The organism is Shewanella sp. Scap07, assembly GCF_013394145.1.
GTDB classification, from domain to species: Bacteria; Pseudomonadota; Gammaproteobacteria; order Enterobacterales; family Shewanellaceae; genus Shewanella; species Shewanella waksmanii.
This window is the reverse complement of the sequence record NZ_CP041329.1, coordinates 3,029,726-3,051,930: the sequence shown is the minus strand read 5'-3', so window position 1 is coordinate 3,051,930 and position 22,205 is coordinate 3,029,726. Positions and strand designations below refer to the sequence as shown.

The 22,205-nt window shown below is 45.6% G+C and carries 25 protein-coding genes; 20 read left to right on the top strand and 5 right to left on the bottom strand.

Annotation, left to right across the window (positions count from 1 at the left end):
* Window positions 1–6 precede the first annotated feature (6 nt).
* From secD to FLM48_RS13330, 6 genes are all read left to right on the top strand, one after another.
* Window positions 7–1,857 (top strand): protein translocase subunit SecD, encoded by a 1,851-nt coding sequence (gene secD / locus FLM48_RS13355; RefSeq protein ID WP_028773076.1) that lies wholly within the window; start codon window positions 7–9, stop codon window positions 1,855–1,857.
* A gap of 13 nt (window positions 1,858–1,870) precedes the next feature.
* Window positions 1,871–2,818, top strand: coding sequence for a protein translocase subunit SecF (gene secF / locus FLM48_RS13350; RefSeq protein ID WP_179024964.1), 948 nt, complete (start codon window positions 1,871–1,873; stop codon window positions 2,816–2,818).
* A gap of 194 nt (window positions 2,819–3,012) precedes the next feature.
* Entirely contained in the window at window positions 3,013–3,330 is a 318-nt protein-coding gene (locus FLM48_RS13345) for a DUF2007 domain-containing protein (RefSeq protein WP_179024963.1), read from the top strand.
* A gap of 159 nt (window positions 3,331–3,489) precedes the next feature.
* The gene (locus FLM48_RS13340) at window positions 3,490–4,404 is read left to right on the top strand and encodes a bifunctional precorrin-2 dehydrogenase/sirohydrochlorin ferrochelatase (RefSeq protein WP_179024962.1); all 915 of its coding nucleotides are present in this window, start codon (window positions 3,490–3,492) and stop codon (window positions 4,402–4,404) included.
* An 80-nt stretch (window positions 4,405–4,484) separates the two neighbouring features.
* Window positions 4,485–5,021 carry a YaeQ family protein gene (locus FLM48_RS13335; RefSeq protein WP_179024961.1) on the top strand — a complete coding sequence of 179 codons (537 nt, stop codon included), beginning with the start codon at window positions 4,485–4,487 and terminating at the stop codon, window positions 5,019–5,021.
* A 146-nt stretch (window positions 5,022–5,167) separates the two neighbouring features.
* Window positions 5,168–5,410, top strand: coding sequence for a YecH family metal-binding protein (locus FLM48_RS13330; RefSeq protein ID WP_179024960.1), 243 nt, complete (start codon window positions 5,168–5,170; stop codon window positions 5,408–5,410).
* 43 nt (window positions 5,411–5,453) lie between these two features.
* On the opposite strand, the gene FLM48_RS13325 is transcribed toward FLM48_RS13330, so the two are convergent.
* The 5 genes from FLM48_RS13325 to suhB form a co-directional block, all read right to left on the bottom strand.
* Window positions 5,454–5,801: a hypothetical protein gene (locus tag FLM48_RS13325; RefSeq protein WP_028773070.1), complete on the bottom strand. Its 348-nt coding sequence runs from the start codon at window positions 5,799–5,801 to the stop codon at window positions 5,454–5,456.
* The gene (locus FLM48_RS13320) at window positions 5,788–6,456 is read right to left on the bottom strand and encodes an AAA family ATPase (RefSeq protein ID WP_028773069.1); all 669 of its coding nucleotides are present in this window, start codon (window positions 6,454–6,456) and stop codon (window positions 5,788–5,790) included. The genes FLM48_RS13325 and FLM48_RS13320 overlap by 14 nt, the downstream gene beginning before the upstream one ends.
* A 102-nt stretch (window positions 6,457–6,558) precedes the next feature.
* Window positions 6,559–6,861 carry a PilZ domain-containing protein gene (locus FLM48_RS13315; RefSeq protein ID WP_028773068.1) on the bottom strand — a complete coding sequence of 101 codons (303 nt, stop codon included), beginning with the start codon at window positions 6,859–6,861 and terminating at the stop codon, window positions 6,559–6,561.
* Window positions 6,862–7,003: 142 nt separating this feature from the next.
* Window positions 7,004–7,402 (bottom strand): phosphate-starvation-inducible protein PsiE, encoded by a 399-nt coding sequence (locus tag FLM48_RS13310; RefSeq protein WP_179024959.1) that lies wholly within the window; start codon window positions 7,400–7,402, stop codon window positions 7,004–7,006.
* A gap of 261 nt (window positions 7,403–7,663) precedes the next feature.
* Window positions 7,664–8,467: an inositol-1-monophosphatase gene (suhB, locus tag FLM48_RS13305; protein WP_028773066.1), complete on the bottom strand. Its 804-nt coding sequence runs from the start codon at window positions 8,465–8,467 to the stop codon at window positions 7,664–7,666.
* A 155-nt stretch (window positions 8,468–8,622) separates the two neighbouring features.
* Here suhB and trmJ point away from each other — a divergent pair, with 155 nt between their 5' ends.
* The 14 genes from trmJ to FLM48_RS13235 all read left to right on the top strand — a co-directional run bounded on the left by trmJ (window position 8,623) and on the right by FLM48_RS13235 (window position 22,186).
* Window positions 8,623–9,369: a tRNA (cytosine(32)/uridine(32)-2'-O)-methyltransferase TrmJ gene (gene trmJ, locus FLM48_RS13300; RefSeq protein ID WP_179024958.1), complete on the top strand. Its 747-nt coding sequence runs from the start codon at window positions 8,623–8,625 to the stop codon at window positions 9,367–9,369.
* A 27-nt stretch (window positions 9,370–9,396) separates the two neighbouring features.
* Window positions 9,397–10,218: a serine O-acetyltransferase gene (gene cysE / locus FLM48_RS13295; protein WP_179024957.1), complete on the top strand. Its 822-nt coding sequence runs from the start codon at window positions 9,397–9,399 to the stop codon at window positions 10,216–10,218.
* A gap of 220 nt (window positions 10,219–10,438) precedes the next feature.
* Entirely contained in the window at window positions 10,439–10,900 is a 462-nt protein-coding gene (gene iscR / locus FLM48_RS13290) for a Fe-S cluster assembly transcriptional regulator IscR (protein ID WP_028773063.1), read from the top strand.
* A gap of 80 nt (window positions 10,901–10,980) precedes the next feature.
* The gene (locus tag FLM48_RS13285; RefSeq protein ID WP_028773062.1) at window positions 10,981–12,195 is read left to right on the top strand and encodes an IscS subfamily cysteine desulfurase; all 1,215 of its coding nucleotides are present in this window, start codon (window positions 10,981–10,983) and stop codon (window positions 12,193–12,195) included.
* A gap of 39 nt (window positions 12,196–12,234) precedes the next feature.
* Window positions 12,235–12,618 (top strand): Fe-S cluster assembly scaffold IscU, encoded by a 384-nt coding sequence (gene iscU, locus FLM48_RS13280; RefSeq protein ID WP_028773061.1) that lies wholly within the window; start codon window positions 12,235–12,237, stop codon window positions 12,616–12,618.
* A gap of 13 nt (window positions 12,619–12,631) precedes the next feature.
* A complete protein-coding gene (gene iscA / locus FLM48_RS13275; RefSeq protein WP_028773060.1) occupies window positions 12,632–12,955 on the top strand; it encodes an iron-sulfur cluster assembly protein IscA in 324 nt (107 codons plus the stop codon).
* Between the two features lie 18 nt (window positions 12,956–12,973).
* Complete coding sequence (hscB, locus tag FLM48_RS13270; protein ID WP_179024956.1) at window positions 12,974–13,495, top strand: co-chaperone HscB; 522 nt, start codon at window positions 12,974–12,976, stop codon at window positions 13,493–13,495.
* Window positions 13,496–13,559: 64 nt separating this feature from the next.
* Window positions 13,560–15,422: a Fe-S protein assembly chaperone HscA gene (gene hscA / locus FLM48_RS13265; protein ID WP_179024955.1), complete on the top strand. Its 1,863-nt coding sequence runs from the start codon at window positions 13,560–13,562 to the stop codon at window positions 15,420–15,422.
* An 8-nt stretch (window positions 15,423–15,430) separates the two neighbouring features.
* The gene (fdx, locus tag FLM48_RS13260; protein ID WP_028773057.1) at window positions 15,431–15,772 is read left to right on the top strand and encodes an ISC system 2Fe-2S type ferredoxin; all 342 of its coding nucleotides are present in this window, start codon (window positions 15,431–15,433) and stop codon (window positions 15,770–15,772) included.
* A 130-nt stretch (window positions 15,773–15,902) separates the two neighbouring features.
* Window positions 15,903–16,103, top strand: a complete 201-nt coding sequence (gene iscX, locus FLM48_RS13255) for a Fe-S cluster assembly protein IscX (RefSeq protein ID WP_028773056.1) — start codon at window positions 15,903–15,905, stop codon at window positions 16,101–16,103.
* A gap of 175 nt (window positions 16,104–16,278) precedes the next feature.
* Entirely contained in the window at window positions 16,279–16,710 is a 432-nt protein-coding gene (ndk, locus tag FLM48_RS13250; RefSeq protein ID WP_028773055.1) for a nucleoside-diphosphate kinase, read from the top strand.
* 110 nt (window positions 16,711–16,820) lie between these two features.
* Window positions 16,821–17,951: a 4-phosphoerythronate dehydrogenase gene (locus FLM48_RS13245; protein WP_179024954.1), complete on the top strand. Its 1,131-nt coding sequence runs from the start codon at window positions 16,821–16,823 to the stop codon at window positions 17,949–17,951.
* 2 nt (window positions 17,952–17,953) lie between these two features.
* Entirely contained in the window at window positions 17,954–18,970 is a 1,017-nt protein-coding gene (locus FLM48_RS13240; protein ID WP_028773053.1) for an aspartate-semialdehyde dehydrogenase, read from the top strand.
* Window positions 18,971–19,162: 192 nt separating this feature from the next.
* Window positions 19,163–22,186, top strand: coding sequence for a FimV/HubP family polar landmark protein (locus FLM48_RS13235; RefSeq protein WP_179024953.1), 3,024 nt, complete (start codon window positions 19,163–19,165; stop codon window positions 22,184–22,186).
* Window positions 22,187–22,205 lie beyond the last annotated feature (19 nt).

The window sequence follows — 22,205 nt, the reverse complement described above, 5'->3', positions numbered from 1 at the left end:
GATGGTGTGTTAAATAAATACCCAATGTGGAAAAATATCATGGTGGCGTTAATCATCACCGTTGGTACTTTCTACGCAATTCCCAACCTGTTTGGTGAAGACCATGCGGTTCAGGTTGTAGCAACACGTGGTGCTGAGATCACAACCTCAACACAAACCCGTGTTAACGATATTTTAGCGAGCAATGATATTGCCGTTAAACGCTCAGAGCTTGAAGGCGGTCAATTGCTGGTTCGTGTGAATAATGCAGAACAGCAATTAGCGGCTAAAGAAGCCATTTCTGAAGCGCTTGGCAACAAGTATATCGTGGCGTTAAATTTAGCGCCGGCTACACCAAAATGGCTAGAAGCATTAGGCGGAAGCCCAATGAAGCTGGGTCTAGATTTACGTGGTGGTGTGCACTTCTTGATGGAAGTGGATATGAGCGAAGCCATCCGTAAAATGACCGAAGGTAAAATTTCTGACTTCAGAACTGACCTACGTGGCGAGAAAATTCGTTATGCAGGGATTCGTAACACGCCAAGTGGAATCGAAATTAAGTTCCGAGATGCTGAAAACCTTGCCAAAGCGGAGCGATTCCTAAAAACACGCGGTAACGATATGGTTTTCAACGATATCTCATCAGGTGGAAACTACTTCCTGCGTGCAACTATGAGTGAAAACTACCTGCGACAAATTCGTGAAGAAGCGTTGCAGCAAAACATCACTACGCTACGAAATCGTGTTAACGAGTTGGGTGTTGCTGAGCCAGTAGTACAGCGTCAAGGCGCTGAACGCATCATCGTCGAATTACCTGGTGTACAAGATACTGCACGTGCTAAAGACATTCTAGGCGCGACAGCGTCGATTGAGTTTCGCATGGTTGACCAGAAAGCTGATGCCTCGGCGATTGCGAGTGGCCGTATCTCTGCCAGTTCAGAAATTTTTGAGCGTCGCGGCGGTGGTCAGGTTGCACTAGAGAAGCAGGTGATGCTAACCGGTGATCATATCCAAGGTGCGCAACCTAGCTTTGATGAATATAGTCGTCCGCAAGTGTCTATTAACTTAGATGCAAAAGGCGGCACGATATTCTCTAATGTGACTAAAGACAATATCGGCAACCCGATGGCGACACTGTTTATCGAATATAAAGATAATGGTGCTAAAAACCCTGACGGTAGCGTCAAGATGGACAAGATTGAAGAAGTTATTTCAGTTGCGACCATTCAAGCGCGTTTAGGCCGAAACTTTGTTATCACAGGCTTAGAGCATGCTGAAGCTCAAAACCTCGCGTTACTACTTCGTGCTGGTGCCTTGATTGCGCCTGTATCGATTGTGGAAGAGCGCACTATTGGTCCAAGCCTAGGTCAAGAGAACATTGATAACGGTTTGCAGGCAATGATATGGGGCATGGCGGTTGTATTGATCTTTATGCTGGTTTATTACCGCTCATTTGGATTGATTGCTAACTTAGCACTATCGGCGAACCTAATCATGGTTGTCGGCGTTATGTCGATGATTCCGGGCGCTGTTTTAACCCTACCAGGTATTGCCGGAATGGTATTGACCGTCGGTATGGCGGTTGATGGCAACGTGCTTATTTATGAGCGTATTCGTGAAGAGCTTCGTAACGGTCGTAGTGTCCAGCAAGCGATTCATGAAGGCTATGGCAATGCGTTTTCAACCATTGCTGATGCGAACATTACTACCTTTATGACAGCATTGATTTTGTTTGCCGTAGGTACGGGCGCAGTGAAAGGTTTCGCTGTGACGTTAATGATCGGTATTGCAACGTCAATGTTCACTTCTATCGTGGGTACCCGCTCAATTGTGAATGCAGTTTGGGGTGGTAAGCGCGTGAAGAAGCTGTCTATTTAAGGAGAAGTTGACTATGTTCCAGATTTTATCAATTAAAGGCACCATCGACTTCTTAAAGCATGCGGTTCCGGTTAGCATCTTGTCGCTAATACTCGTGATTGGTTCAATTACGTCATTAGCGACCAAAGGCATTAACTGGGGTTTGGATTTCACTGGTGGTACAGTTGTTGAGTTAGAATTTACTAACCCAGTTGATTTAAACGGGTTACGTGAAAAACTGACCTCGGAAGAGACGGCCGGTGCCGTGGTGCAGAACTTTGGTTCTACTCGCGATGTACTTATCCGTCTACCAGTTAAAGAAGATGTCAAAAGTGACGTACAAGTTTCGCATGTAATGCAAGCAGTACAAGTGATTGATGACAGCGCGATTCAAAAGCGTGTTGAGTTTATTGGTCCACAGGTAGGTAAAGAGCTCGCTGAGCAGGGCGGCTTGGCCGTACTTGTTGCACTTATCTGTATTCTTATTTACGTTTCTTTCCGTTTTGAGTGGCGTTTAGCGCTCGGTTCAGTTGCGGCTCTTGGGCACGATGTGATTATCACCTTAGGTGTGTTCTCTATCTTGCAACTTGAATTCGACCTAACGGTGTTAGCCGGTTTGCTCACGGTTGTCGGTTACTCACTTAACGATACCATTGTGGTGTTTGACCGTATTCGTGAAAACTTCCTTAAGATCCGTAAAGGCACGCCAGTTGAGATTGTTAATACCTCAATCACCCAAACCATGAGCCGTACCATTATCACAACCGGTACCACGTTGGTGGTTGTGGTTGCTTTGTTCCTTAAGGGCGGCACCATGATCCATGGTTTTGCTACTGCACTACTGATGGGTATTTTTGTCGGTACATTCTCTTCTATCTATGTGGCAAGTTTCTTAGCGATTAAACTTGGTATTAATCGTGAGCATATGATGCCAGTAGAGATTGAAAAAGAAGGTGCTGATCAAGACGCGTTAATGCCATAAGGCTAGCTTGATACTTAAAAAGCCACATTTATGTGGCTTTTTTTATGGATAATTATTGCCTTTTACTGAATAAACTCGACATTAACCTCGATTTAACAGTAGGATGTTGGTCGGTTATTAAGTCACCAATGGTTTAATTAGTCGCAACATCCTAATAATTTGCCAGAAGAGCAAGAGCAGTAGGGGAATAATAGATGGAACAACGCAATCGTATGGTCGCAGGTGGTAACTTGTTACAAGCCCATACTTGGAAAGGCCTTTTGGAATCGAGTGGCATATCAGTAGAACTCAAAGGTGAAGCCTTATTGGGCGGAATTGGTGAGTTACCAGTGGATTTACAAAACGTTGAGCTCTGGGTACCTGAAGAGCAATATGAACAAGCTAAAACGAATTTAGCGGCTTTAGATACCGACAGTCCCAAATGGCAATGTGTACAGTGCCATGAAACCAACGAAGGTAGTTTTGAGCTATGTTGGCATTGCAGTAGCGAGCGTAGCGAAAGTCATAACTAGCAGTGATCACTCATCGATAAGTGATGTGACGATCTTGCACAAAAAAACTGCCATTGACTCACGTCTCGCTTTAGCATGTAAAGCATCAATCGACTTGTCGTCATCTTAGCCATACAATAGCGCTAAGATGCACTTCTCATTTTTATATCTCAGGTAGTTATGCAATATTTCCCGTTGTTTGTTGATACGCAGTCGCTAAAAGTCGTTATTGTCGGCGCGGGTGACGTCGCCAGCCGTAAGCTGGATTTGTTATGCCGCACTGAAGCGGTTATTACTGTGGTGGCTCCTGAGGTCAGTGATGAAGTGTTAGCCTATGCCAAGCAAGGCAGGATAGCGTTAGAACAACGTCCAGTTGAAGCTGAGGATATTGAAGGCATTAGTCTGTTATACATGGCAACGGCTGATGAACAACTTAATCAACACTATGCCGAGGTTGCGAGCAGTAAAGGCGTGTGGGTAAACGTGGTTGATTCGCCAGAGCTGTGCCGCTTTATCACGCCATCCATTGTTGACCGTGGCCGGTTAATCGTGGCTATCAGTACCGCAGGTGCGGCGCCGGTGTTCGCTCGTGATCTACGCGCTAAGCTTGAGAGCTTGCTATCACCCAGTATTGCGCCGCTGTTTGACTTTATCGCCAGTAAACGTGCTGAAGTCCAGTCTCGTTTACCGGTATTTAAACAAAGAAAACTGTTCTGGGAGCGCTTTTTCACCGTCAATGGTGAGCAGTTCGATACACAAACTAGCGCACTATATGAGCAATGCTTCAGTGAATTGGATGCTGCTGGAGAACTGTTGTTGCTTGATGAGCAAGCCGATGCACAACTGTTGCCCATCGCTATTTTACCGGTACTACAGAAAATTGATGCGATATACAGTACTCAAGCACTCAAGCCATCATTACTGGAATTACTGCGCCGAGATGCGCAGCGATGTAAGTATCAAAGCATAGATGAGTTAACCCCATTACTTGATACGGGCGAAAAGATATTGGTTGTGGCGCCAAATGCGACACTGACTAACTTGAAAACCGTGTATCAGCAAGCCAAACAGATCCAGGTTGGCCATATTGCTTAAACCTATGTCTGCAGCAACTGAGGTATACTTGCACGCTGCTAGTTAACTTCCCCACTAAATATAGATAAAGACAAAAACCTATGGCACCTAAGGCAACCGTTTATAAAGTCAATTTGCAAATCGCCGACATGGACCGCGGCTATTATCAAGATCATGCGCTGACACTGGCGCAGCACCCATCAGAAACCGACGCGCGGATGATGGTTCGATTGTTAGCATTTGTGCTAAATGCCAGCGACACTCTCACATTTAGCAAAGGACTTTGCGTCGATGACGAGCCAGAGTTATGGCAAAAATCGTTGGCAGACGAGATTGAGCTTTGGGTCGAGTTTGGTCAAAGTGATGAGAAATGGCTACGTAAAGCCTGTGGCCGTGCAAAACAAGTGAAGCTTTATGCTTATGGCGGCCGTGCGGTACCTATTTGGTGGCAGCAAAATCAACAGGCTTTTGAGCGCTATCAAAATTTGCAAGTGTGGAACATTGCAGAGCAAGCAGTACAAGAGATGGCAGAGCTTGTGAGCCGAAACATGACCTTACAGTACAACATCAGTGATGGTGAAGTGTGGTTGTCTGGTGACTTGGGCAGTGTCCAAATCGTGCCAGAGCAATTGAAGTAGCCATAGAGTCATTTGTGGATATGGTTAACTTGATTATTCACTTAGTCGGTAAATAACTTGTACTGGGTGCGAGCTAGATCAAAGTAACTTCAGCCGATTGCGGTTATAACATACATATTATTTAAATGTTATTTGGAGCTTTTATCATGTCAGATTCAATTCACGGTCATCAAGTGATGCAACTCATGTTATCGCTGGGTAAAGCGGTCACTAAAACTGAGCTGAAAAGTTTAATGGCGGAAAATTTTGGCGAGGATGCGCGTTTTCATACATGCTCGGCCAGTGAGATGGATGCTGAACAGTTAATTGCATTTTTGGATGCTAAAGGTAAATTCATCGCTTCTAATGAAGGCATAGAAACCGCCGCTGACCGTATTTGTAATCACTAATTAGTTTCGAATGGTCCCTTATTTGTATTGACGCTTTAAGGGACTACTCTTCACTTTGCTGCATAATAGCTTCAAGCTCTTTAGCAGACTTTTGACTAAATTCTGCTATCATAATTCTGATCAGCTTTGATTTGGCTAGTGTGGTATGACTGGCTAAGGCATTGAGCTGGGTGATGCTTGTTTCAGTCAGGGTGAAAGTCGCATGGCGGTATATTTTGCTGGTGCGCTTTTTGGAGTTAACCGAACTTGCAGTTTTGGTTTTTTTCTTGGTTAACCCCATAGTGCTGGGTTGGCCAAAAGCGTAGTTATTGGCATCTTCAATAAACTCTTCCACCGACATTTTCGCGCGCGGTGTTTTATTTTTACGCTTCTTAAGATCAGTTAAGCTCATAGGAATTTTCTGGTGGTATAGCGAATAGTTCATCTGCTATCGCATGAATTTCTAACGCGGCTTTACCTTCAGGCTCTATCTCAATAACCGAGGAGCCTTGCTCTTCACTGTCATCATAGATATTTCGATTAAAAGTAACGGCATCCAATACGCGTAAGCCAAATGATTGCACGACTTCTTTGGCTTCTAAAATTCGTTTGAACTGGCTAGGAAGAGAAGGGCATTGCGTCATCACGACAGCAGCGACCATTTTGGGGTTGACCATCTTACAGGTGCTCAACATATCTTCCATATGTGGCAAAGTTTTTAAATCGCGCCGTTTTGGACGTAGCGGTAACACAACATAAGTGGCGACTGACATGGCGGCACGCATTGCCAAATTATCTTGGCCACCGCAGTCAACGATGACATAGTCAAAACGCTGATCTAAGCCTAACAAATCGTTACGTATTTTACCGTAGAGTTGAATACAGTTGATAGCCGGGAGTGAAGGGTCTTCATTTCTTGCCTGAATCCAATCTGAGGTCGTGCGTTGGGGATCGCAGTCAACCATGAGTACGTTAGCTTGAAATTTCTGCGTAATATGGACAGCGATATTCTGCGCCATACAGCTTTTGCCCGCACCGCCTTTTTCTCCACCCACCAACAGTATCATTACGCTTTCTCCCATTGCTTAATATGGCATCGCATCTTGGATGCCATAAAAAGTATAGAACAGCGCTGTCGAGCCTGCCGAATTATGGAGCTATAAATTAAATTAAATCAGTTGAATGGCAATATGATAGCCGAGATCGTTGCACTTAATACAACGGCAGACTTGTCCCTTTATGCTGTTTTGTTTATCGCTGCCAGCGTTGAAAGTGACAACTAATAATGCACCAAGAGCAAATTCTTGTTTGTATTCAATTAGGGCGCCGCGTCTGGCTAAATCGATGCAGATGGCTTCATCAGTATGGTTATTGCCATCATTGTCATCCCAGTTGAGGATAATTCGCTCAGCTTCCATATCGACACGCAGTGATTGGCGACGCTCTTCATGTTCATTGGGGCTATCAACCATTGGACTCATCCTTTTGCATAGGGTGGTTAATTTTCAATCGTTTATAGAGTAAACCTAGCACAAAAAATGCGTAATGTAATGAGTGGACAGTTAAGCGAGTGATGGCTGCTTAGTGCAGCCATCTAGGAGCAGTGGGTTTGAGTTAATCTTCTTTGCGCGGATAGGGAAGTTTGAGTTGGCCCCAGCGTATAACAATCACAGTGGCTGCGAGTACCAAGGTTGATACTGAAATGGCCACAATTCGCCAGTCATCCATGCCTTTCATATCGAGAATTAAATACCGCGCGAGTGCAACAATGGCAATGTAGAGTGGCATCCGTACCGGCAATTTGCCAGATTCAGCGTAGTTGGCCACCATCGCGAGTACTTCAAGATAGATAAATAACAACAATAGATCGGCTAAAGCTACTGCACCGACATTTACGATGTGTGCGATTTCTTGGCCAATGGCGATGATTGTCGCCAAAGCAATAATAATCAGTACAAAGTGCTCAACGGCTTTAAGGCTTTTGGAGCCGTACTTGCTATAGAGGGGTCCCATTCAGATCTCCAAATTGTTATTTTTATTGATGGTAACAACATTTTGGTGCGGCGCTAAATAATTGATCGTGATGCTTATCACAGAACAATACAGTGATACCTATTTGCTTGGTTGCGCCCCTATCAGTTTAGGCTGATCAGCACAATAGGGTAATTGTAGGTCAATTATTGACCTGACATTACATGGGTGTTGTGTAACCGCTATTTTCTTTTGGCGAAAAAAAACCGCCCTTTGGGCGGTTTTAACATTCGGGGGATAAGCTTATCGCTTGAGACCATCACTCAGTAGGGGTCTGAAGTTCTTAACCAAAGCAACGGTCGCTTTAGGGGCGCCAGCGATAATGTTGCCTGAGTTGAAATAACCGTGGTTACCAGTAAAGTCGGTTACTGTACCGCCGGCTTCACGAACGATAAGTTCGCCAGCAGCGATGTCCCAAGGCTTAAGACCAATTTCAAAAAAGCCATCCATACGACCGGCTGCAACGTATGCAAGGTCTAACGCAGCAGAGCCAGCACGACGTAGATCGGCACAGCGGCTGAAGGTATCCGCTAATAGCTTCATGTAGGTTTCGCTATGTTGCTTAGCTTTAAATGGGAAACCTGTAGCTAGAATGGTGTCGTTAAGGTCTTTAGCACTGCTAACACGTACACGGAAATCGTTTAGTTTTGCGCCTTTACCGCGCACAGCAGTGAATAGCTCGTCACGAATAGGATCGTATACGACTGCAACTTCGGTTTTGCCTTTATGTTGAACTGCGATAGAAACCGCAAAGTGTGGGATGCCTCTAACAAAGTTGTTAGTGCCATCCAAGGGATCGACAATCCAAACGAAATCTTTATTTTCGCCTTTGTTCTCACCACCTTCTTCGCCCACAATCGTGTGGTCAGGGTATGATTTACGGATCTGGTATGTAATAGCAGCTTCAGCTTCTTTATCTACGTTGGTAACAAAATCGTTGATACCTTTGGCGCTAACTTCTACACGATCTAATTCGGTAAAAGCACGGATAATCGTTTGGCCGGCGGCGCGAGCGGCACGCACAGCAATAGTCTGCATCGGATGCATTACTAATCCCCTGGATGTTAAAGAACAGATATAAATAATCGGCGCGCATTATACCTGTTTTATTGGTTATATCAAATATTCATTTTTCTATAAACGATTTTGCAACCCTGTGATACCATCGCAGATTCTGTTTTATAGATTAAAAAAGTCATTTCATGCTCAGCAATATTCGTGTCGTTCTTGTAGGTACATCTCACCCTGGTAATATCGGTTCAACAGCCCGTGCAATGAAAACCATGGGGCTATCCACTCTGTATTTGGCAGAACCCAAAGTGGAGCCTGATGGGCACTCTGTTGCATTAGCAGCAGGCGCGTCGGATATTTTGAAACACGCAGTGACTGTAGATAGTTTAGCCGATGCGATTGCAGATTGTAGTTTAGTTATCGCAACCAGTGCACGTAGCCGAACTTTAGATTGGCCAATGTTGGACCCACGCCAAGCAGGCGAGAAATTGGTGGGTGCGGCATTAGAAGGACCGGTAGCTATTGTGTTTGGGCGAGAAAATAACGGCCTGACCAACGAAGAGTTGCAAAAGTGCAACTACCACGTGGCGATTCCAGCGAACCCTGAATACACCTCGTTGAATTTAGCTCAAGCTGTGCAAATTATTTGTTACGAAGCGCGCGTTGCACATCTCAATCTGACACCTGAAACGGTCGAAACGACCGAATACCCGCTTGCGAAAGAGCAGGAGAACTTCTTTGGTCATTTAGAGCGTACCTTGTTGTCTACCGGCTTCATTGTTAAACAGCACCCAGGTCAGGTGATGACTAAGTTACGACGTTTATTTAGCCGTGCACGTATTGAGAGCGCCGAGATGAACATCTTACGTGGCATCTTAACCTCAGTGGACAAGAAAGTGGCCATTGCTGACAAGCAAAATGAGCAAGACAAGTCATAGTATTATCTAAAAAGGACGAGTAGAAGTATGGGCGTGATAGCGAGATTAAAGGACGATATTAGTTCCATTTATCACCGTGACCCAGCGGCAAATGGCACCATAGAGATCCTGTTAAATTATCCAGGCATGCAGGCCATTTGGATCCATCGCATAAGCAACAAACTATGGCGACGCAAGTGGTGTTTATCGGCTCGAATTTTGTCTACTTTTTCTCGATGGTTAACCGGCGTTGAAATTCATCCTGGTGCTACCATTGGTGATCGCTTTTTCATTGACCATGGTATGGGCGTAGTGATTGGTGAAACTGCAGAGATAGGTAACGATTGTACTTTGTATCACGGTGTCACCTTAGGTGGCACAACCTGGCAAGCAGGCAAGCGTCACCCGACTTTAGGCAATAACGTTGTTATTGGAGCTGGGGCGCAAATCTTGGGGCCAATCACCATGCACGATGGTGCCAGAGTCGGGTCCAACTCTGTGGTGGTTAAAGAAGTACCAAAAGATACAACAGTCGTGGGTATTCCTGCCCGTGTGGTTGCTAAGCCGACAGAAGAGTCTAAAGAGCACACTAAGCGTCGCACTGAAATGGCAAAAAAGTATGGCTTCGATGCCTATGCGGTTTCGCCAGATAACCCCGACCCGGTTGCTAATGCGATAGGGCAAATGCTTGACCATATGCACCTGATGGATTCTAAGGTGCAAGAGGTATGTCAAGCTGTGCAAACCTTAGGTGGTAGCGTTTGTACAGAGAAACTGCCTGAGCTTGAGGTGGATGAATTTAGCGATGCTGAGTTGGCCGCGGCGAAGAAGCGTCAACATGCAATTGATGAGTTTGATCCCATTATCTAATAAATCGCAGCACTATTTGATGCTAGCCATTGAATCTTGCTGCGGAAACAGGTTAAATACCCCAGCGAAATAGCAGGGTATTCCTGTTGGTGTATCGCATCAACAATTTAATACCCACTGCCAGTAGAAATACCTGACTAAATTACTAGGTTAAATACTTGACTAAAATACTAGGTTATGTTTCAATTCAGCCTAAGCATTCTTTAGAGCAGTGGTAACTATGAAACTTACTTCCAAAGGTCGTTACGCAGTCACAGCAATGTTAGATGTTGCTATGCACTCAACAGCGGGACCCGTTCCACTTGCTGACATCTCTGAGCGTCAGGGCATTTCGCTTTCCTATCTAGAACAACTCTTCGCTAAACTCCGCAAGCACGGATTAGTCTCAAGCGTACGTGGCCCTGGTGGCGGGTACCGTTTGGGTTCCGATGCACAAGAAATCTCGGTGGGCATGGTTGTTCGCGCTGTCGATGAGTCGGTTGATGCCACTCGCTGTCAGGGTTTAGGAAATTGTCAAAGTGGAACACGCTGCCTCACACATTCGTTGTGGGGGGATTTAAGTAAACAGATTTCAGATTTTTTAAACGGGATAAGTCTTGCCGGATTGATGAACAAGCGTGATGTGCAGTTCATTTCGATCAAACAAGATAAGATTCAACAGGAACAAAGAGTGTCGCACTAGGCCTTTTTGTTATTATATAAAAATTAATATTTGTACGTGGTATGTGACCAGCGGTTTGGTCACTGAGTACGGAGTGTGAGATGAAGCTTCCTATTTATTTAGATTATGCTGCAACGACGCCAGTTGACCCTCGTGTTGCAGAAAAAATGATGCAGTGCATGACAATGGATGGCAACTTTGGTAATCCAGCGTCACGTTCGCACCGTTACGGTTGGCAAGCTGAAGAGGCTGTCGACATTGCAAGAAACCAGATTGCCGAGCTGATTAATGCCGATCCTCGTGAAATCGTTTTCACATCGGGTGCAACAGAATCAGACAACCTAGCGATTAAAGGTGTTGCTCACTTTTATCATAAAAAAGGTAAGCACATCATCACCAGTAAAACTGAACACAAAGCCGTACTCGATACGTGCCGTCAGTTAGAGCGTGAAGGTTATGAAGTCACCTATTTAGAACCTGCTGCTAACGGAATTATTCCATTAGAGAAAATTGAAAGCGCATTGCGCGAAGACACCATTTTAGTGAGCATCATGCATGTGAACAACGAAATTGGTGTGATTCACGATATCGATGCGATTGGCGAGTTATGCCGTAGCCGCAAAATCATCTTCCATGTTGATGCCGCACAAAGTGTTGGCAAAATCCCAGTTGATGTTCAACAAACTAAAGTTGATTTGTTGTCAATTTCGGCGCACAAAATGTATGGCCCTAAAGGTATTGGCGCTCTATATGTTCGTCGTAAGCCTCGTATTCGCTTAGAAGCAACCATGCATGGCGGTGGTCATGAACGTGGTATGCGTAGTGGTACGCTTGCAACTCACCAGATTGTTGGTATGGGTGAAGCTGCAGCCATTGCTAAAGCTGATATGGAGTCGGACAACGCACGTATTCGTCGTTTACGCGACAGATTGTGGGATGGCATTAAGCACATTGAAGAAACCTATATCAATGGTGATGTAGACCAAAGATATTGCGGTAGCTTGAATGTGAGCTTCAACTTTGTTGAAGGCGAATCATTGATGATGGCACTCAAGGACCTTGCTGTTTCTTCAGGCTCAGCCTGTACTTCAGCCAGCTTAGAGCCTAGCTATGTATTACGTGCACTTGGCCTGAATGATGAAATGGCCCACAGTTCGATTCGTTTCTCGATTGGTCGTTTCACGACTGAAGAAGAGATTGATCATGCAATTGAGACCATTGATAAGTCTATTGGTCAATTAAGAGATATGTCACCGCTTTGGGAGATGTTCAAAGACGGTATCGATCTCGACAAGGTTCAGTGGGCACACCACTAAAACCGACCAGTAAACTAATTATAAAATTGGAGCAATATCATGGCTTATAGCGAAAAAGTAATCGACCATTATGAAAACCCACGTAACGTTGGCTCATTTGAAAAAGATGACCCAAGTGTGGCAACAGGTATGGTAGGCGCACCAGCATGTGGTGACGTCATGAAGCTACAACTTAAAATTGATAACCAAGGTGTTATCGAAGATGCGAAATTTAAAACCTATGGCTGTGGTAGCGCCATTGCATCGAGCTCACTGGTAACTGAGTGGGTTAAAGGGAAGACAATTGATGAAGCTCAGGCAATTAAGAACACTGATATTGCTGAAGAGTTAGCACTGCCACCCGTTAAGATTCACTGCTCGATTTTAGCCGAAGACGCCATTAAAGCGGCGATTGATGACTACAAGGCTAAGAACGAGAAGTAAAACTGGAGTTACGATGGCAATAACAATGACACCAGCCGCGGCCGACCGAGTGAAAAGCTTCCTCGTGGGCCGAGGCAAAGGGGTTGGACTGCGTATAGGGTTAAAAACTTCTGGCTGTTCAGGTATGGCTTACGTACTCGAATTTGTCGATGACCTTAACGCAGACGATGAAGTTTATGACATCGATGGTGTGAATATCATCATCGATGCCAAAAGTTTTATCTATTTACAAGGTATCGAACTCGACTTTGTCAAAGAGGGATTAAACGAAGGTTTTCAGTTTAATAACCCTAATGCCAAAGGCGAGTGCGGATGTGGCGAGAGTTTCACTGTTTAATCATTAAGTCCGATACAAATGAACTATTTTGAGCTGTTTAGTTTAACGCCATCTTACCGGATTGACACCGCCATCCTTGCTGAGCGATATCGCGAGTTGCAAAGAGCGGTTCATCCTGACAAGTTTGCTAACGCAAGCGAACAGGATAAACGCATGGCGGTGCAACGTACTGCACAAGTCAATGACGGTTACAGTACGTTAAAGCACCCAATATCTCGTGCCGAATATATATTGAGTTTACAAGGACTCGATCTCAGTCATGAATCAACCACTGTCAAAGACATGGGGTTTTTAATGCAGCAGATGGAGTGGCGTGAGTCCCTCGAAGAAATTGCATCACACACCGACCCTGATGAATTGATAGATGAGTTACACGACTCATTTGGACGCTATGAAAAACAGATTAGCGTTGAGTTGGCGTCAGTGATTGAAAGCCAAAACAAAAATGATCTCAATACTGCGGCTGATCTTGTGCGTAAACTTAAGTTTATGGCTAAATTGCAAGAAGAGTTGGCTCGCGCAGAAGACGCATTGTTATAACTCGCTTTCACTCTTTACCTAACCCAATGTAGAATTGGGTTTTTATTTTTTAAGTTGGACCATTATGGCACTGTTGCAAATTGCTGAACCCGGCCAAACTGCTGCACCGCATCAACATCGTTTGGCGGTGGGCATTGACCTTGGCACGACCAATTCTTTAGTTGCTGCTGTTCGTAGTGGCGAAGCCAATACACTTGCTGACGCCAATGGCGACCATGCATTACCGTCAGTTGTCCACTATCAAAGTGACGCTGTACAGGCTGGTATTGTTGCCGAGCAAAAGGCAACCCAAGACCCGCACAACACCATTGTTTCAGTTAAGCGTTTTATGGGAAGAAGCCTGGCTGATATCCAAGCGACTTCTCATACATTGCCTTATCAGTTTGAAGCCACCACCAACGGTCTACCTTTATTTGTCACCAAACAAGGCAAGGTCAACCCAATCCAGGTATCGGCGGAAATTTTACGCCCGCTAATCGACCGTGCTGAGCAAACCTTAGGTGGCGATCTGGAAGGTGTGGTGATTACCGTGCCGGCCTATTTTGATGATGCTCAACGTCAAGCGACCAAAGAAGCAGCGGCGCTAATTGGTGTTAAAGTATTACGCTTACTCAATGAGCCCACTGCGGCAGCTATTGCATATGGCCTTGATTCTGGTCAAGAAGGCTTAATTGCCATTTATGATTTAGGTGGCGGCACATTCGATATTTCAATTTTGCGCCTTAACCGAGGTGTGTTTGAAGTGCTGGCAACCGGTGGTGATTCAGCATTGGGCGGAGACGATTTCGACCAAGCTATCTACAACCACTTACAAGCGGCTTGGCAACTTGAAAATTTAGATGCCAGCAATAGCCGTCAGTTACTTGTTGAAGCGCGCCGAATTAAAGAGGCGTTAACCGATAACGATCAAGTAGACGCTAGCGTGAGTTTGACCGATGGCCAGTCACATTCGTTAGTCATTACCAAAGCAGACTTTGAACAGTTAATCAGCAAGCTGGTTCGCAGCACCATTAGCAGCTGTCGTCGCGCACTGCGTGATGCGGGCATTGAAGCTGACGAAGTGCTAGAAACTGTGATGGTAGGTGGCTCTACCCGAGTGCCACTGGTGCGCGAAAAAGTGGCAGAGTTTTTCGGCAAAGCGCCATTAACCTCAATTGATCCTGACCGAGTAGTCGCAATAGGCGCAGCCATTCAGGCAGACATTTTAGTGGGTAACAAACCCGAGTCTGATCTATTGCTGCTTGATGTTTTGCCGTTGTCCTTAGGTGTTGAAACCATGGGCGGCTTGGTAGAAAAAGTAGTATCTCGCAACACCACCATCCCTGTCGCAAGAGCCCAGGAATTTACCACTTTTAAAGATGGTCAAACGGCCATGGCCTTTCATGTGGTACAAGGTGAGCGTGAGTTAGTTGACGATTGTCGCTCGCTAGCACGTTTTACCCTGCAGGGTATACCGCCAATGGCGGCAGGTGCTGCTCACATTCGTGTGACTTACCAAGTGGACGCGGATGGATTACTGAGTGTTACTGCGATGGAGAAATCCACCGGCGTGCAAGCCAGTATTCAAGTAAAACCTTCGTTTGGCTTGACCGATGAAGAAATTGGTTCAATGCTAAAAGATTCAATGGCCAATGCTAAGCAAGACATTGAACGTCGCATGCTAGCCGAGCAACAAGTCGAAGCGGCACGAGTGATTGAAACACTAAGCGCTGCGCTTGCAAAAGATGCTGACTTGCTGGATGACTCTGAGCGACAAGCCATTGAAGCGGGTATGGCCACATTAGCGCAAACCGCAGCTAATGCCGATACCGATGCGATTGAAAAAGCAATTGAAGCACTGGACGAAGCCAGTCAGTCATTTGCAGCAAAACGTATGGATAATTCTATTAAATTGGCTCTTAAGGGCCAATCTGTTGACAATATATAGGTGAGGTTATGCCGCAAATCGTATTTTTACCCCATGATGATCTGTGTCCAGATGGGGCGGTAGTAGAAGCCGAACAGGGCGAAACAGTGTTAGATGTGGCCCTAAGAAACGGCATTCATATCGAACATGCTTGCGAGAAGTCTTGTGCTTGTACCACATGCCATGTTGTCATTCGTGAAGGCTTTGATGAGCTTGAAGAAAGTGATGAACTTGAAGATGATATGTTAGATAAAGCGTGGGGACTTGAGCCTGAAAGTCGCTTATCTTGCCAATCTCGCGTACCTGATAGCGACTTAGTGGTCGATATTCCTAAGTACACCATTAATATGGTGAGCGAAGGCGAACACTAATCAGCCTGTTTTGCTCTCATATGTTGAAGGTCAGCTTAAACGCTGGCCTTTTTTATGCCTAGGCAATTAAGTCGGTAGCAACCTTCTATACTCAGTATGTGTATCGCTGAGCACAAAGTAAGGAGCAGGTATGAGTTTAAAGTGGATTGATACGCTTGAGATTGCATTGAGCCTCATCGAGATTTACCCACAACAAGATCCGCGGCAGTTAAGGTTTACCGACTTACAGCAATGGGTGCTTGCCCTAGCGGAGTTTGATGATGACCCGAACCACTGTAATGAGCGTATTTTAGAGGCTATACAGCAGGCGTGGATAGAAGAGTCTGATTAACGAAGCCAGTTTTAAATAGGTCAAGTTTGCTGCTAAATCGTGCCAATGCCCAGAACCACAGTCGTGAATCTGGTATTAAGTCACATAAGCCGAGTTATAAAGGTAGGATTTTGCGTTTTTATTTCGTATAATCCGCGCGAATTTATAAAACCTGTTTACTTAAAGGAAGCTTGTCATGGCTATCGAACGTACTTTTTCTATCATTAAGCCCGATGCAGTTGCTAAAAACCACATTGGTGCAATCTATAACCGTTTTGAAACTGCTGGCCTGAAAATCATCGCTTCTAAAATGGTTCACCTAAGCAAAGAACAAGCTGAAGGTTTCTACGCTGAGCACAGCGAGCGTCCTTTCTTTGGTGCACTAGTTGCATTTATGACTTCTGGTCCTATCTGTGTTCAAGTACTAGAAGGCGAAAACGCTGTACTAGCTAACCGTGAAATCATGGGCGCTACTAACCCAGCTGAAGCTGCTCGCGGTACTATCCGTAGCGATTTCGCTGACAGCATCGACGAAAATGCAGTTCACGGTTCAGATGCAGTTGCTTCTGCAGAGCGTGAAATCGCATACTTCTTCAGCAACGAAGAACTTTGCCCACGTACTCGTTAATTTCGAGTTTAGGCAAAATAAAAAAGAGCCCAAGTGGCTCTTTTTTTGTAGCCAAAATTTGTATTTAATAGGGCGTCCCCCGCTAGCTGAATAACTTGAGAACCGTATTTATGAAAATTGTTGCTGATGAAAACATGCCCTACGTTGATGAGCTTTTTGGCCAGCTTGGGCAAGTAACTAAAGTAGATGGTCGACATTTAACTGCGCAGCAGTTAGTTGATGTTGACGTGCTATTAGTACGCTCAGTGACTCAAGTTAATCAAGCATTGCTTGAAAGTGCCAACAAACTCACTTTTGTTGGCACCGCAACCATAGGTTTAGACCATCTCGACGAGCGTTATTTGCAGCACAGGCAGCTTGCGTATACCAATGCCCCAGGTTGCAATGCCACTGCAGTGGGGGAGTACGCTTTTATTGCGATGTTAGAGCTTGCTCAGCGCACAGAATCAAGCCTAAAAGGCAAGCGTGTTGGTATCGTGGGGGCAGGTAATACTGGAACGGCCGTGGCCCGATGTTTACAAGCTTACGGTGTAGAGACCCTATTGTGCGACCCGTTATTGGCACAAAGCGGAGATAGTCGTCAATTTGTATCATTAGAGACGCTAATTGAACGCTGCGATGTGATTTCATTGCATGTACCTATTACCAAAACGGGTGAGCACCCCACTTGGTACCTGTTTGATGAGAAGCGGCTGAATCAGCTCAAACCGGATACTTGGTTACTCAACTGCTGCCGTGGTGAGGTAATAGACAATCAAGCGCTAATTCAAGTGAAGCAACATCGCTCTGACTTAAGACTGGTACTTGATGTGTGGGAAGGGGAGCCGCAACCCATGCCTGAATTAGTGCCGTTAGTGGATATCGCGACGCCGCATATTGCGGGTTACAGTGTTGAGGGCAAAGCAAAAGGCACATACATGCTGTATTGCGCCTTATTAAAGCAGTTAGGCCAAGCACCAACAACCGAACTGCATCAGTTGTTACCAGCGCTTTGGGTTGAGCAACTTCAGCTAGCTGGCATCCCCAATGAAAAGGCCCTATTAACCCTGCTAAGGTTCGTTTATGACCTGCGTGATGACGACAGATTATTTAGAGAAAGGTTTCTAAATAACAATGGGTTTGACCTTATGAGAAAAAATCACAAGCACAGGCGTGAATTTAGTGCCTTAAGGGTAGCCAATAGCGGCGGTTCTGATGTAGATTGGATGCTCAAATTAGGTTTTTCAGGAGTCAGTCGGTAATTATGTCGCAAGAATATAACGTAGTCGTATTAGGTGCATCGGGCGCAGTGGGTCAAACAATGATTGAGATCCTTGAAGAGCGCAATTTCCCGGTAGCAAATTTGTATCCTTTAGCCAGCAGCCGTAGCGCCGGTGATACGGTAACGTTCCATGGTAAACAGGTAGAAATTCTTGACGTGGATAAATTTGACTGGTCACAAGCACAAATTGGCTTTTTCTCAGCTGGTGGAGATGTGTCTGCGAAATGGGCACCTATAGCCGCAGAGCATGGCTGTGTGGTTATCGATAATACCTCACATTATCGCTATGATATCGACATTCCGTTGGTCGTGCCCGAAGTTAACCCTGAAGCGATTGCTGATTTCCGTAACCGCAATATCATTGCTAATCCTAACTGTTCAACCATTCAAATGTTAGTGGCATTGAAGCCTATTTACGATGCTTATGGAATTAGTCGTATTAACGTTGCTACCTACCAGTCTGTGTCTGGCTCAGGTAAGCAAGCCATTGAAGAGTTAGCGGGCCAGTGTGCCAAGTTACTCCAAGGTCAGCCTGTTGAGCCAAAGGCATACCCAAAGCAAATTGCGTTTAATGTATTGCCGCAAATCGATAAATTTATGGACAATGGCTACACCAAAGAAGAGATGAAAATGGTGTGGGAAACGCAAAAAATCTTTGGCGATGATAGCATTGTAGTTAACCCAACAGCGGTACGTGTCCCGGTGTTTTATGGCCACTCTGAAGCAGTTCATTTGGAAACGCGTCAACCCGTTGATGCAGAAGATGTCAAAGCCGTGTTACGTGGTGCCCAAGGCATTGAGTTATTCGAGTCTGATGAAGAGTATCCAACTGCAGTGACAGAATCTGCCGGTACAGATCCTGTTTATGTGGGTCGAGTACGCAAAGATATCTCCCACGAGTATGGCATTAACTTATGGGTCGTATCGGATAATATTCGTAAGGGCGCGGCGCTAAATAGCGTTCAGATCGCCGAAGTGTTGATCCGTGACTATTACTAAATATTCACCGATTTAAACGCTAAATTGATTGAAAAGCCTGCACTATGCAGGCTTTTTTGTTGCTATCGGTTGTTTTTGATTTGCGAATAGTAGCAGGGTATTCAATTCTGGTTTATAGTAATCTCAATAAATACAATTGCCTAAAGCTTTGCCGTCATAATTTGTGCAAACGCGCTAGAAAGGGAAGAATGGATGAACTTTCGCACGACGTATCTTGTTGGCCTAATGGCCGCTGGTCTCCTTGTTTTTGCTACTAATTCTCCGGTCGGTTCAGCTATTGCCGCAGAGCCTCTTAAGATCACAGGCCCTGATGGTCAAGTACGTCAATCTTCCAGTCAATATGGTCCTACGCGCTCATCCGATACTTTCTGGAGCATCGCGCAAAAAACACGCCCTGACAGCTCGGTAAGTATTTATCAGGTAATGGCGGCGATATACGACGCCAACCCCCATGCTTTTTCTAGCGACAATTACAACAGTTTAGAACGTGGCATGATTTTGCTCATCCCTTCCAAAGAGGTGATGCTGCAAATACCCGCATCTTTAGCTAAAAAGCGTGCTGAGCGAGATGATAAAGGCTGGCAAGCAGCTCAATCCAATCCTAAGCCGGCAGCACCAGCGGCGACACCAAGTGTAACAACCCCAAGCACGCCCACGGCGGCCGTACCGGCCCAATTGCCAGAAGTGGTTGATAACAGCAGTGAGTTAGCTGAAGTGACTCAGCAGTTAGAGCAGGAGCAGCAAAAAAACCTGCAACTGACTGATGAGCTGGCCAGAGCACAAGATCAACTTGATGTGGGCGGTGCCGATACCCAAGCCCTAAAGGATCAGATTGAACAGCAGGGCGTGAGAATAGAAGAGCTTGAAGAGGCGCTGCAGTTACAAAAAGAGCAACAAGCGTCTTTGGTGACAGAAAATCAAGCCTTGCAACAACAGCTAGATAAATTGCAAGCCCAAGCGGTGAAAGAGCCAGAGAACCTGTGGCGTACGGTAATGAGTAATCCACTGTATCTTATTTTAGGGGCGTTAGTTCCTGGACTACTGTTGCTGTTTTTAATCTGGTTTATGCTTAAGAAGCGCAAAGATAAGGCCGAGTCAACCGAAGAGCAAGACAGTAGCGAATCGACCAGTGCTGCCACTGAAACTCAGTCCGATGCAGCTCCTGAAGCCGCATTAGCCAGCGACAGTGAGGCGACCGATGACTCTGATATGGCGGTGCACCTAGATACCGAAGAAGAGGAGTCGATAGACTCGTTAATGAACGTTGACGACAATATGTTGCAGCCTGAAGCCGATATGGTGGATGCTGACAGCCAAGTTGATATGGCTGAAGAGATGTTTGTCGACAGTGGAGATACCGCTGCTGAAGAAGAAAATGATGAAGGCCAATCGCTAGATGACTTATGGGCTGAAGCGATGGGTGAGCAAGAGGAAGATGAAACGCCAGCGGACACCGCCGCCGAAGAAGATGATTTAGATGCGCTTTTAGCCGACTTAGATACCCCAAGTAGCAGTGAAACCATTGCCGCAACGGATGAAACAGATTTAGCTGAGTTTGATACCGAGTTCCCGCAGACCGAATCTAGTGATGAAGCTGCCCAATCTGAAGATTTAGATGCCTTACTCGCCGAGTTTGATGCGCCAGAAGCCGGCACACCTGCCGATGAGTTAGCCAAAGATCCCGCTGACGATTTATTGGCTGAATCTGATGCGCAATCCGAGCAGGATCTTGATAGTTTGCTCGCCGAGTTTGATGAACCAGAAAGTGATGCGCCAAGTGAAGCGGTGCAAGCGGATGAGGCTGAGCAAAGTGCTGATGATATCGATAATCTGTTAGCTGAGTTTGACGAACCTGCCAGTGATGAGCCAAGCGAAGTGGCGCAAGCGGATGAGAGCGAGCAGAGTGCTGATGATATCGATAACCTGCTCGCTGAGTTTGACGAACCTGCCAGTGATGAGCCAAGCGAAGTGGCGCAAATAGACGGCGAGAGCGAGCAAAGTACAGATGATATCGATAACCTGCTAGCTGAGTTTGACGAACCTGCCAGCGATGAGCCAAGCGAAGCGGCGAAAATAGACGATGACAGCGAGCAAGGTGCTGATGATATCGACAGCTTACTCGCTGAGTTTGATACTGACACGCCAGAGGCAGAAGCCCAAGTAGTAACTACTGATAATGACGATGTAGCAGTAGAGAGTGACAGTGAAGATTTAACCAGTGCCATCGCTGCCGAGCTTGAAGAAGATTTACCTCAAGACTTGCCGCAAGATATTCCAGCAGACAGTGACGCAGAGCTTGATGAGCTGTTGGCAGAGTTCGATAAACCCGCGGCCGAAACACCGCCAGCGCCGGAGCTAGATAAAGAAGTTGGTGATGCCATCGCGGCTGAGCTTGATGGTGAATTAGCCAATGATGATACTGAACTTGATGACTTGCTGGCTGAGTTTGATATTGATGCCGATGCGCTAGAGATTGAAGAATCTGAGCAAGAAGATGACACTACTGAGGTCAATTTTGCTGATTTAGCCAAACCAAGTGCTGAAGCCGCCGCAGATAATGACCTCAGCAATGACTCAGCAGATCCTGCTTTAGATGCGTTATTAGCAGATTTAGAATCTGTTGATCCGCAAAACACTGCAGCAGAGCCAGGCATATTTGATGACTTAAAAGGCGGTAAATCATCCAGCGACAATAGTCTTGATTGGGATGGTGATGCGGGTCTTGATTTCGAATCCTTCTCCAATAGCAAGCAGACAGGAGCGGATGATCTGGCATCGGCAGATGATACAGATATCACTGCACTGAATTTAGATGATGATAAATTAACGGTCGACGAGGCATTAGCGGCTTTAGAAGCCGATAGTGATGCGCCTGAACAAGCGATTTCTGAGCACGATCTCACCTCTTTCCAAAACGATAATGGCTTCATTGATATCGATAAGTTACTTAACGACGCGGACGAGGAAACGGTTGAGGTTGACCAATACAAAGAGCTTGATGTCGATATGGGCGAAATTGATGATTTAATGGGTAACGCGTCAATGGTTGACGTTGATGATGAAGAAAACTCAGTCAATGCTAAGTTAGATTTAGCCCGCGCTTATATTGAGATTGACGATAATGACAGTGCCAAAGCCTTGTTGAAAGAAGTTGAACTGGACGGCAACGAGCGCCAAAAAGAAGAAGCGGCCAAGTTAATTGATGATCTTGGTTAACGCAACACACTAACTCATT

Excerpts from the sequence above, each read along its gene's own strand:
- trmJ (WP_179024958.1), top strand. The coding sequence starts at position 8,623 with ATGCTCAGCAATATTCGTGTCGTTCTTGTAGGTACATCTCACCCTGGT.
- suhB (WP_028773066.1), bottom strand. The coding sequence starts at position 8,467 with ATGCATCCGATGCAGACTATTGCTGTGCGTGCCGCTCGCGCCGCCGGC.
- hscB (WP_179024956.1), top strand. The coding sequence starts at position 12,974 with ATGAACTATTTTGAGCTGTTTAGTTTAACGCCATCTTACCGGATTGAC.
- FLM48_RS13325 (WP_028773070.1), bottom strand. The coding sequence starts at position 5,801 with ATGAGCTTAACTGATCTTAAGAAGCGTAAAAATAAAACACCGCGCGCG.
- FLM48_RS13285 (WP_028773062.1), top strand. The coding sequence starts at position 10,981 with ATGAAGCTTCCTATTTATTTAGATTATGCTGCAACGACGCCAGTTGAC.
- secF (WP_179024964.1), top strand. The coding sequence starts at position 1,871 with ATGTTCCAGATTTTATCAATTAAAGGCACCATCGACTTCTTAAAGCAT.
- ndk (WP_028773055.1), top strand. The coding sequence starts at position 16,279 with ATGGCTATCGAACGTACTTTTTCTATCATTAAGCCCGATGCAGTTGCT.
- FLM48_RS13335 (WP_179024961.1), top strand. The coding sequence starts at position 4,485 with ATGGCACCTAAGGCAACCGTTTATAAAGTCAATTTGCAAATCGCCGAC.
- FLM48_RS13315 (WP_028773068.1), bottom strand. The coding sequence starts at position 6,861 with ATGGTTGATAGCCCCAATGAACATGAAGAGCGTCGCCAATCACTGCGT.
- FLM48_RS13240 (WP_028773053.1), top strand. The coding sequence starts at position 17,954 with ATGTCGCAAGAATATAACGTAGTCGTATTAGGTGCATCGGGCGCAGTG.
- hscA (WP_179024955.1), top strand. The coding sequence starts at position 13,560 with ATGGCACTGTTGCAAATTGCTGAACCCGGCCAAACTGCTGCACCGCAT.
- FLM48_RS13340 (WP_179024962.1), top strand. The coding sequence starts at position 3,490 with ATGCAATATTTCCCGTTGTTTGTTGATACGCAGTCGCTAAAAGTCGTT.
- iscR (WP_028773063.1), top strand. The coding sequence starts at position 10,439 with ATGAAACTTACTTCCAAAGGTCGTTACGCAGTCACAGCAATGTTAGAT.
- fdx (WP_028773057.1), top strand. The coding sequence starts at position 15,431 with ATGCCGCAAATCGTATTTTTACCCCATGATGATCTGTGTCCAGATGGG.
- iscX (WP_028773056.1), top strand. The coding sequence starts at position 15,903 with ATGAGTTTAAAGTGGATTGATACGCTTGAGATTGCATTGAGCCTCATC.
- FLM48_RS13310 (WP_179024959.1), bottom strand. The coding sequence starts at position 7,402 with ATGGGACCCCTCTATAGCAAGTACGGCTCCAAAAGCCTTAAAGCCGTT.
- cysE (WP_179024957.1), top strand. The coding sequence starts at position 9,397 with ATGGGCGTGATAGCGAGATTAAAGGACGATATTAGTTCCATTTATCAC.
- FLM48_RS13345 (WP_179024963.1), top strand. The coding sequence starts at position 3,013 with ATGGAACAACGCAATCGTATGGTCGCAGGTGGTAACTTGTTACAAGCC.
- iscU (WP_028773061.1), top strand. The coding sequence starts at position 12,235 with ATGGCTTATAGCGAAAAAGTAATCGACCATTATGAAAACCCACGTAAC.
- iscA (WP_028773060.1), top strand. The coding sequence starts at position 12,632 with ATGGCAATAACAATGACACCAGCCGCGGCCGACCGAGTGAAAAGCTTC.
- FLM48_RS13235 (WP_179024953.1), top strand. The coding sequence starts at position 19,163 with ATGAACTTTCGCACGACGTATCTTGTTGGCCTAATGGCCGCTGGTCTC.
- FLM48_RS13320 (WP_028773069.1), bottom strand. The coding sequence starts at position 6,456 with ATGATACTGTTGGTGGGTGGAGAAAAAGGCGGTGCGGGCAAAAGCTGT.
- FLM48_RS13330 (WP_179024960.1), top strand. The coding sequence starts at position 5,168 with ATGTCAGATTCAATTCACGGTCATCAAGTGATGCAACTCATGTTATCG.
- FLM48_RS13245 (WP_179024954.1), top strand. The coding sequence starts at position 16,821 with ATGAAAATTGTTGCTGATGAAAACATGCCCTACGTTGATGAGCTTTTT.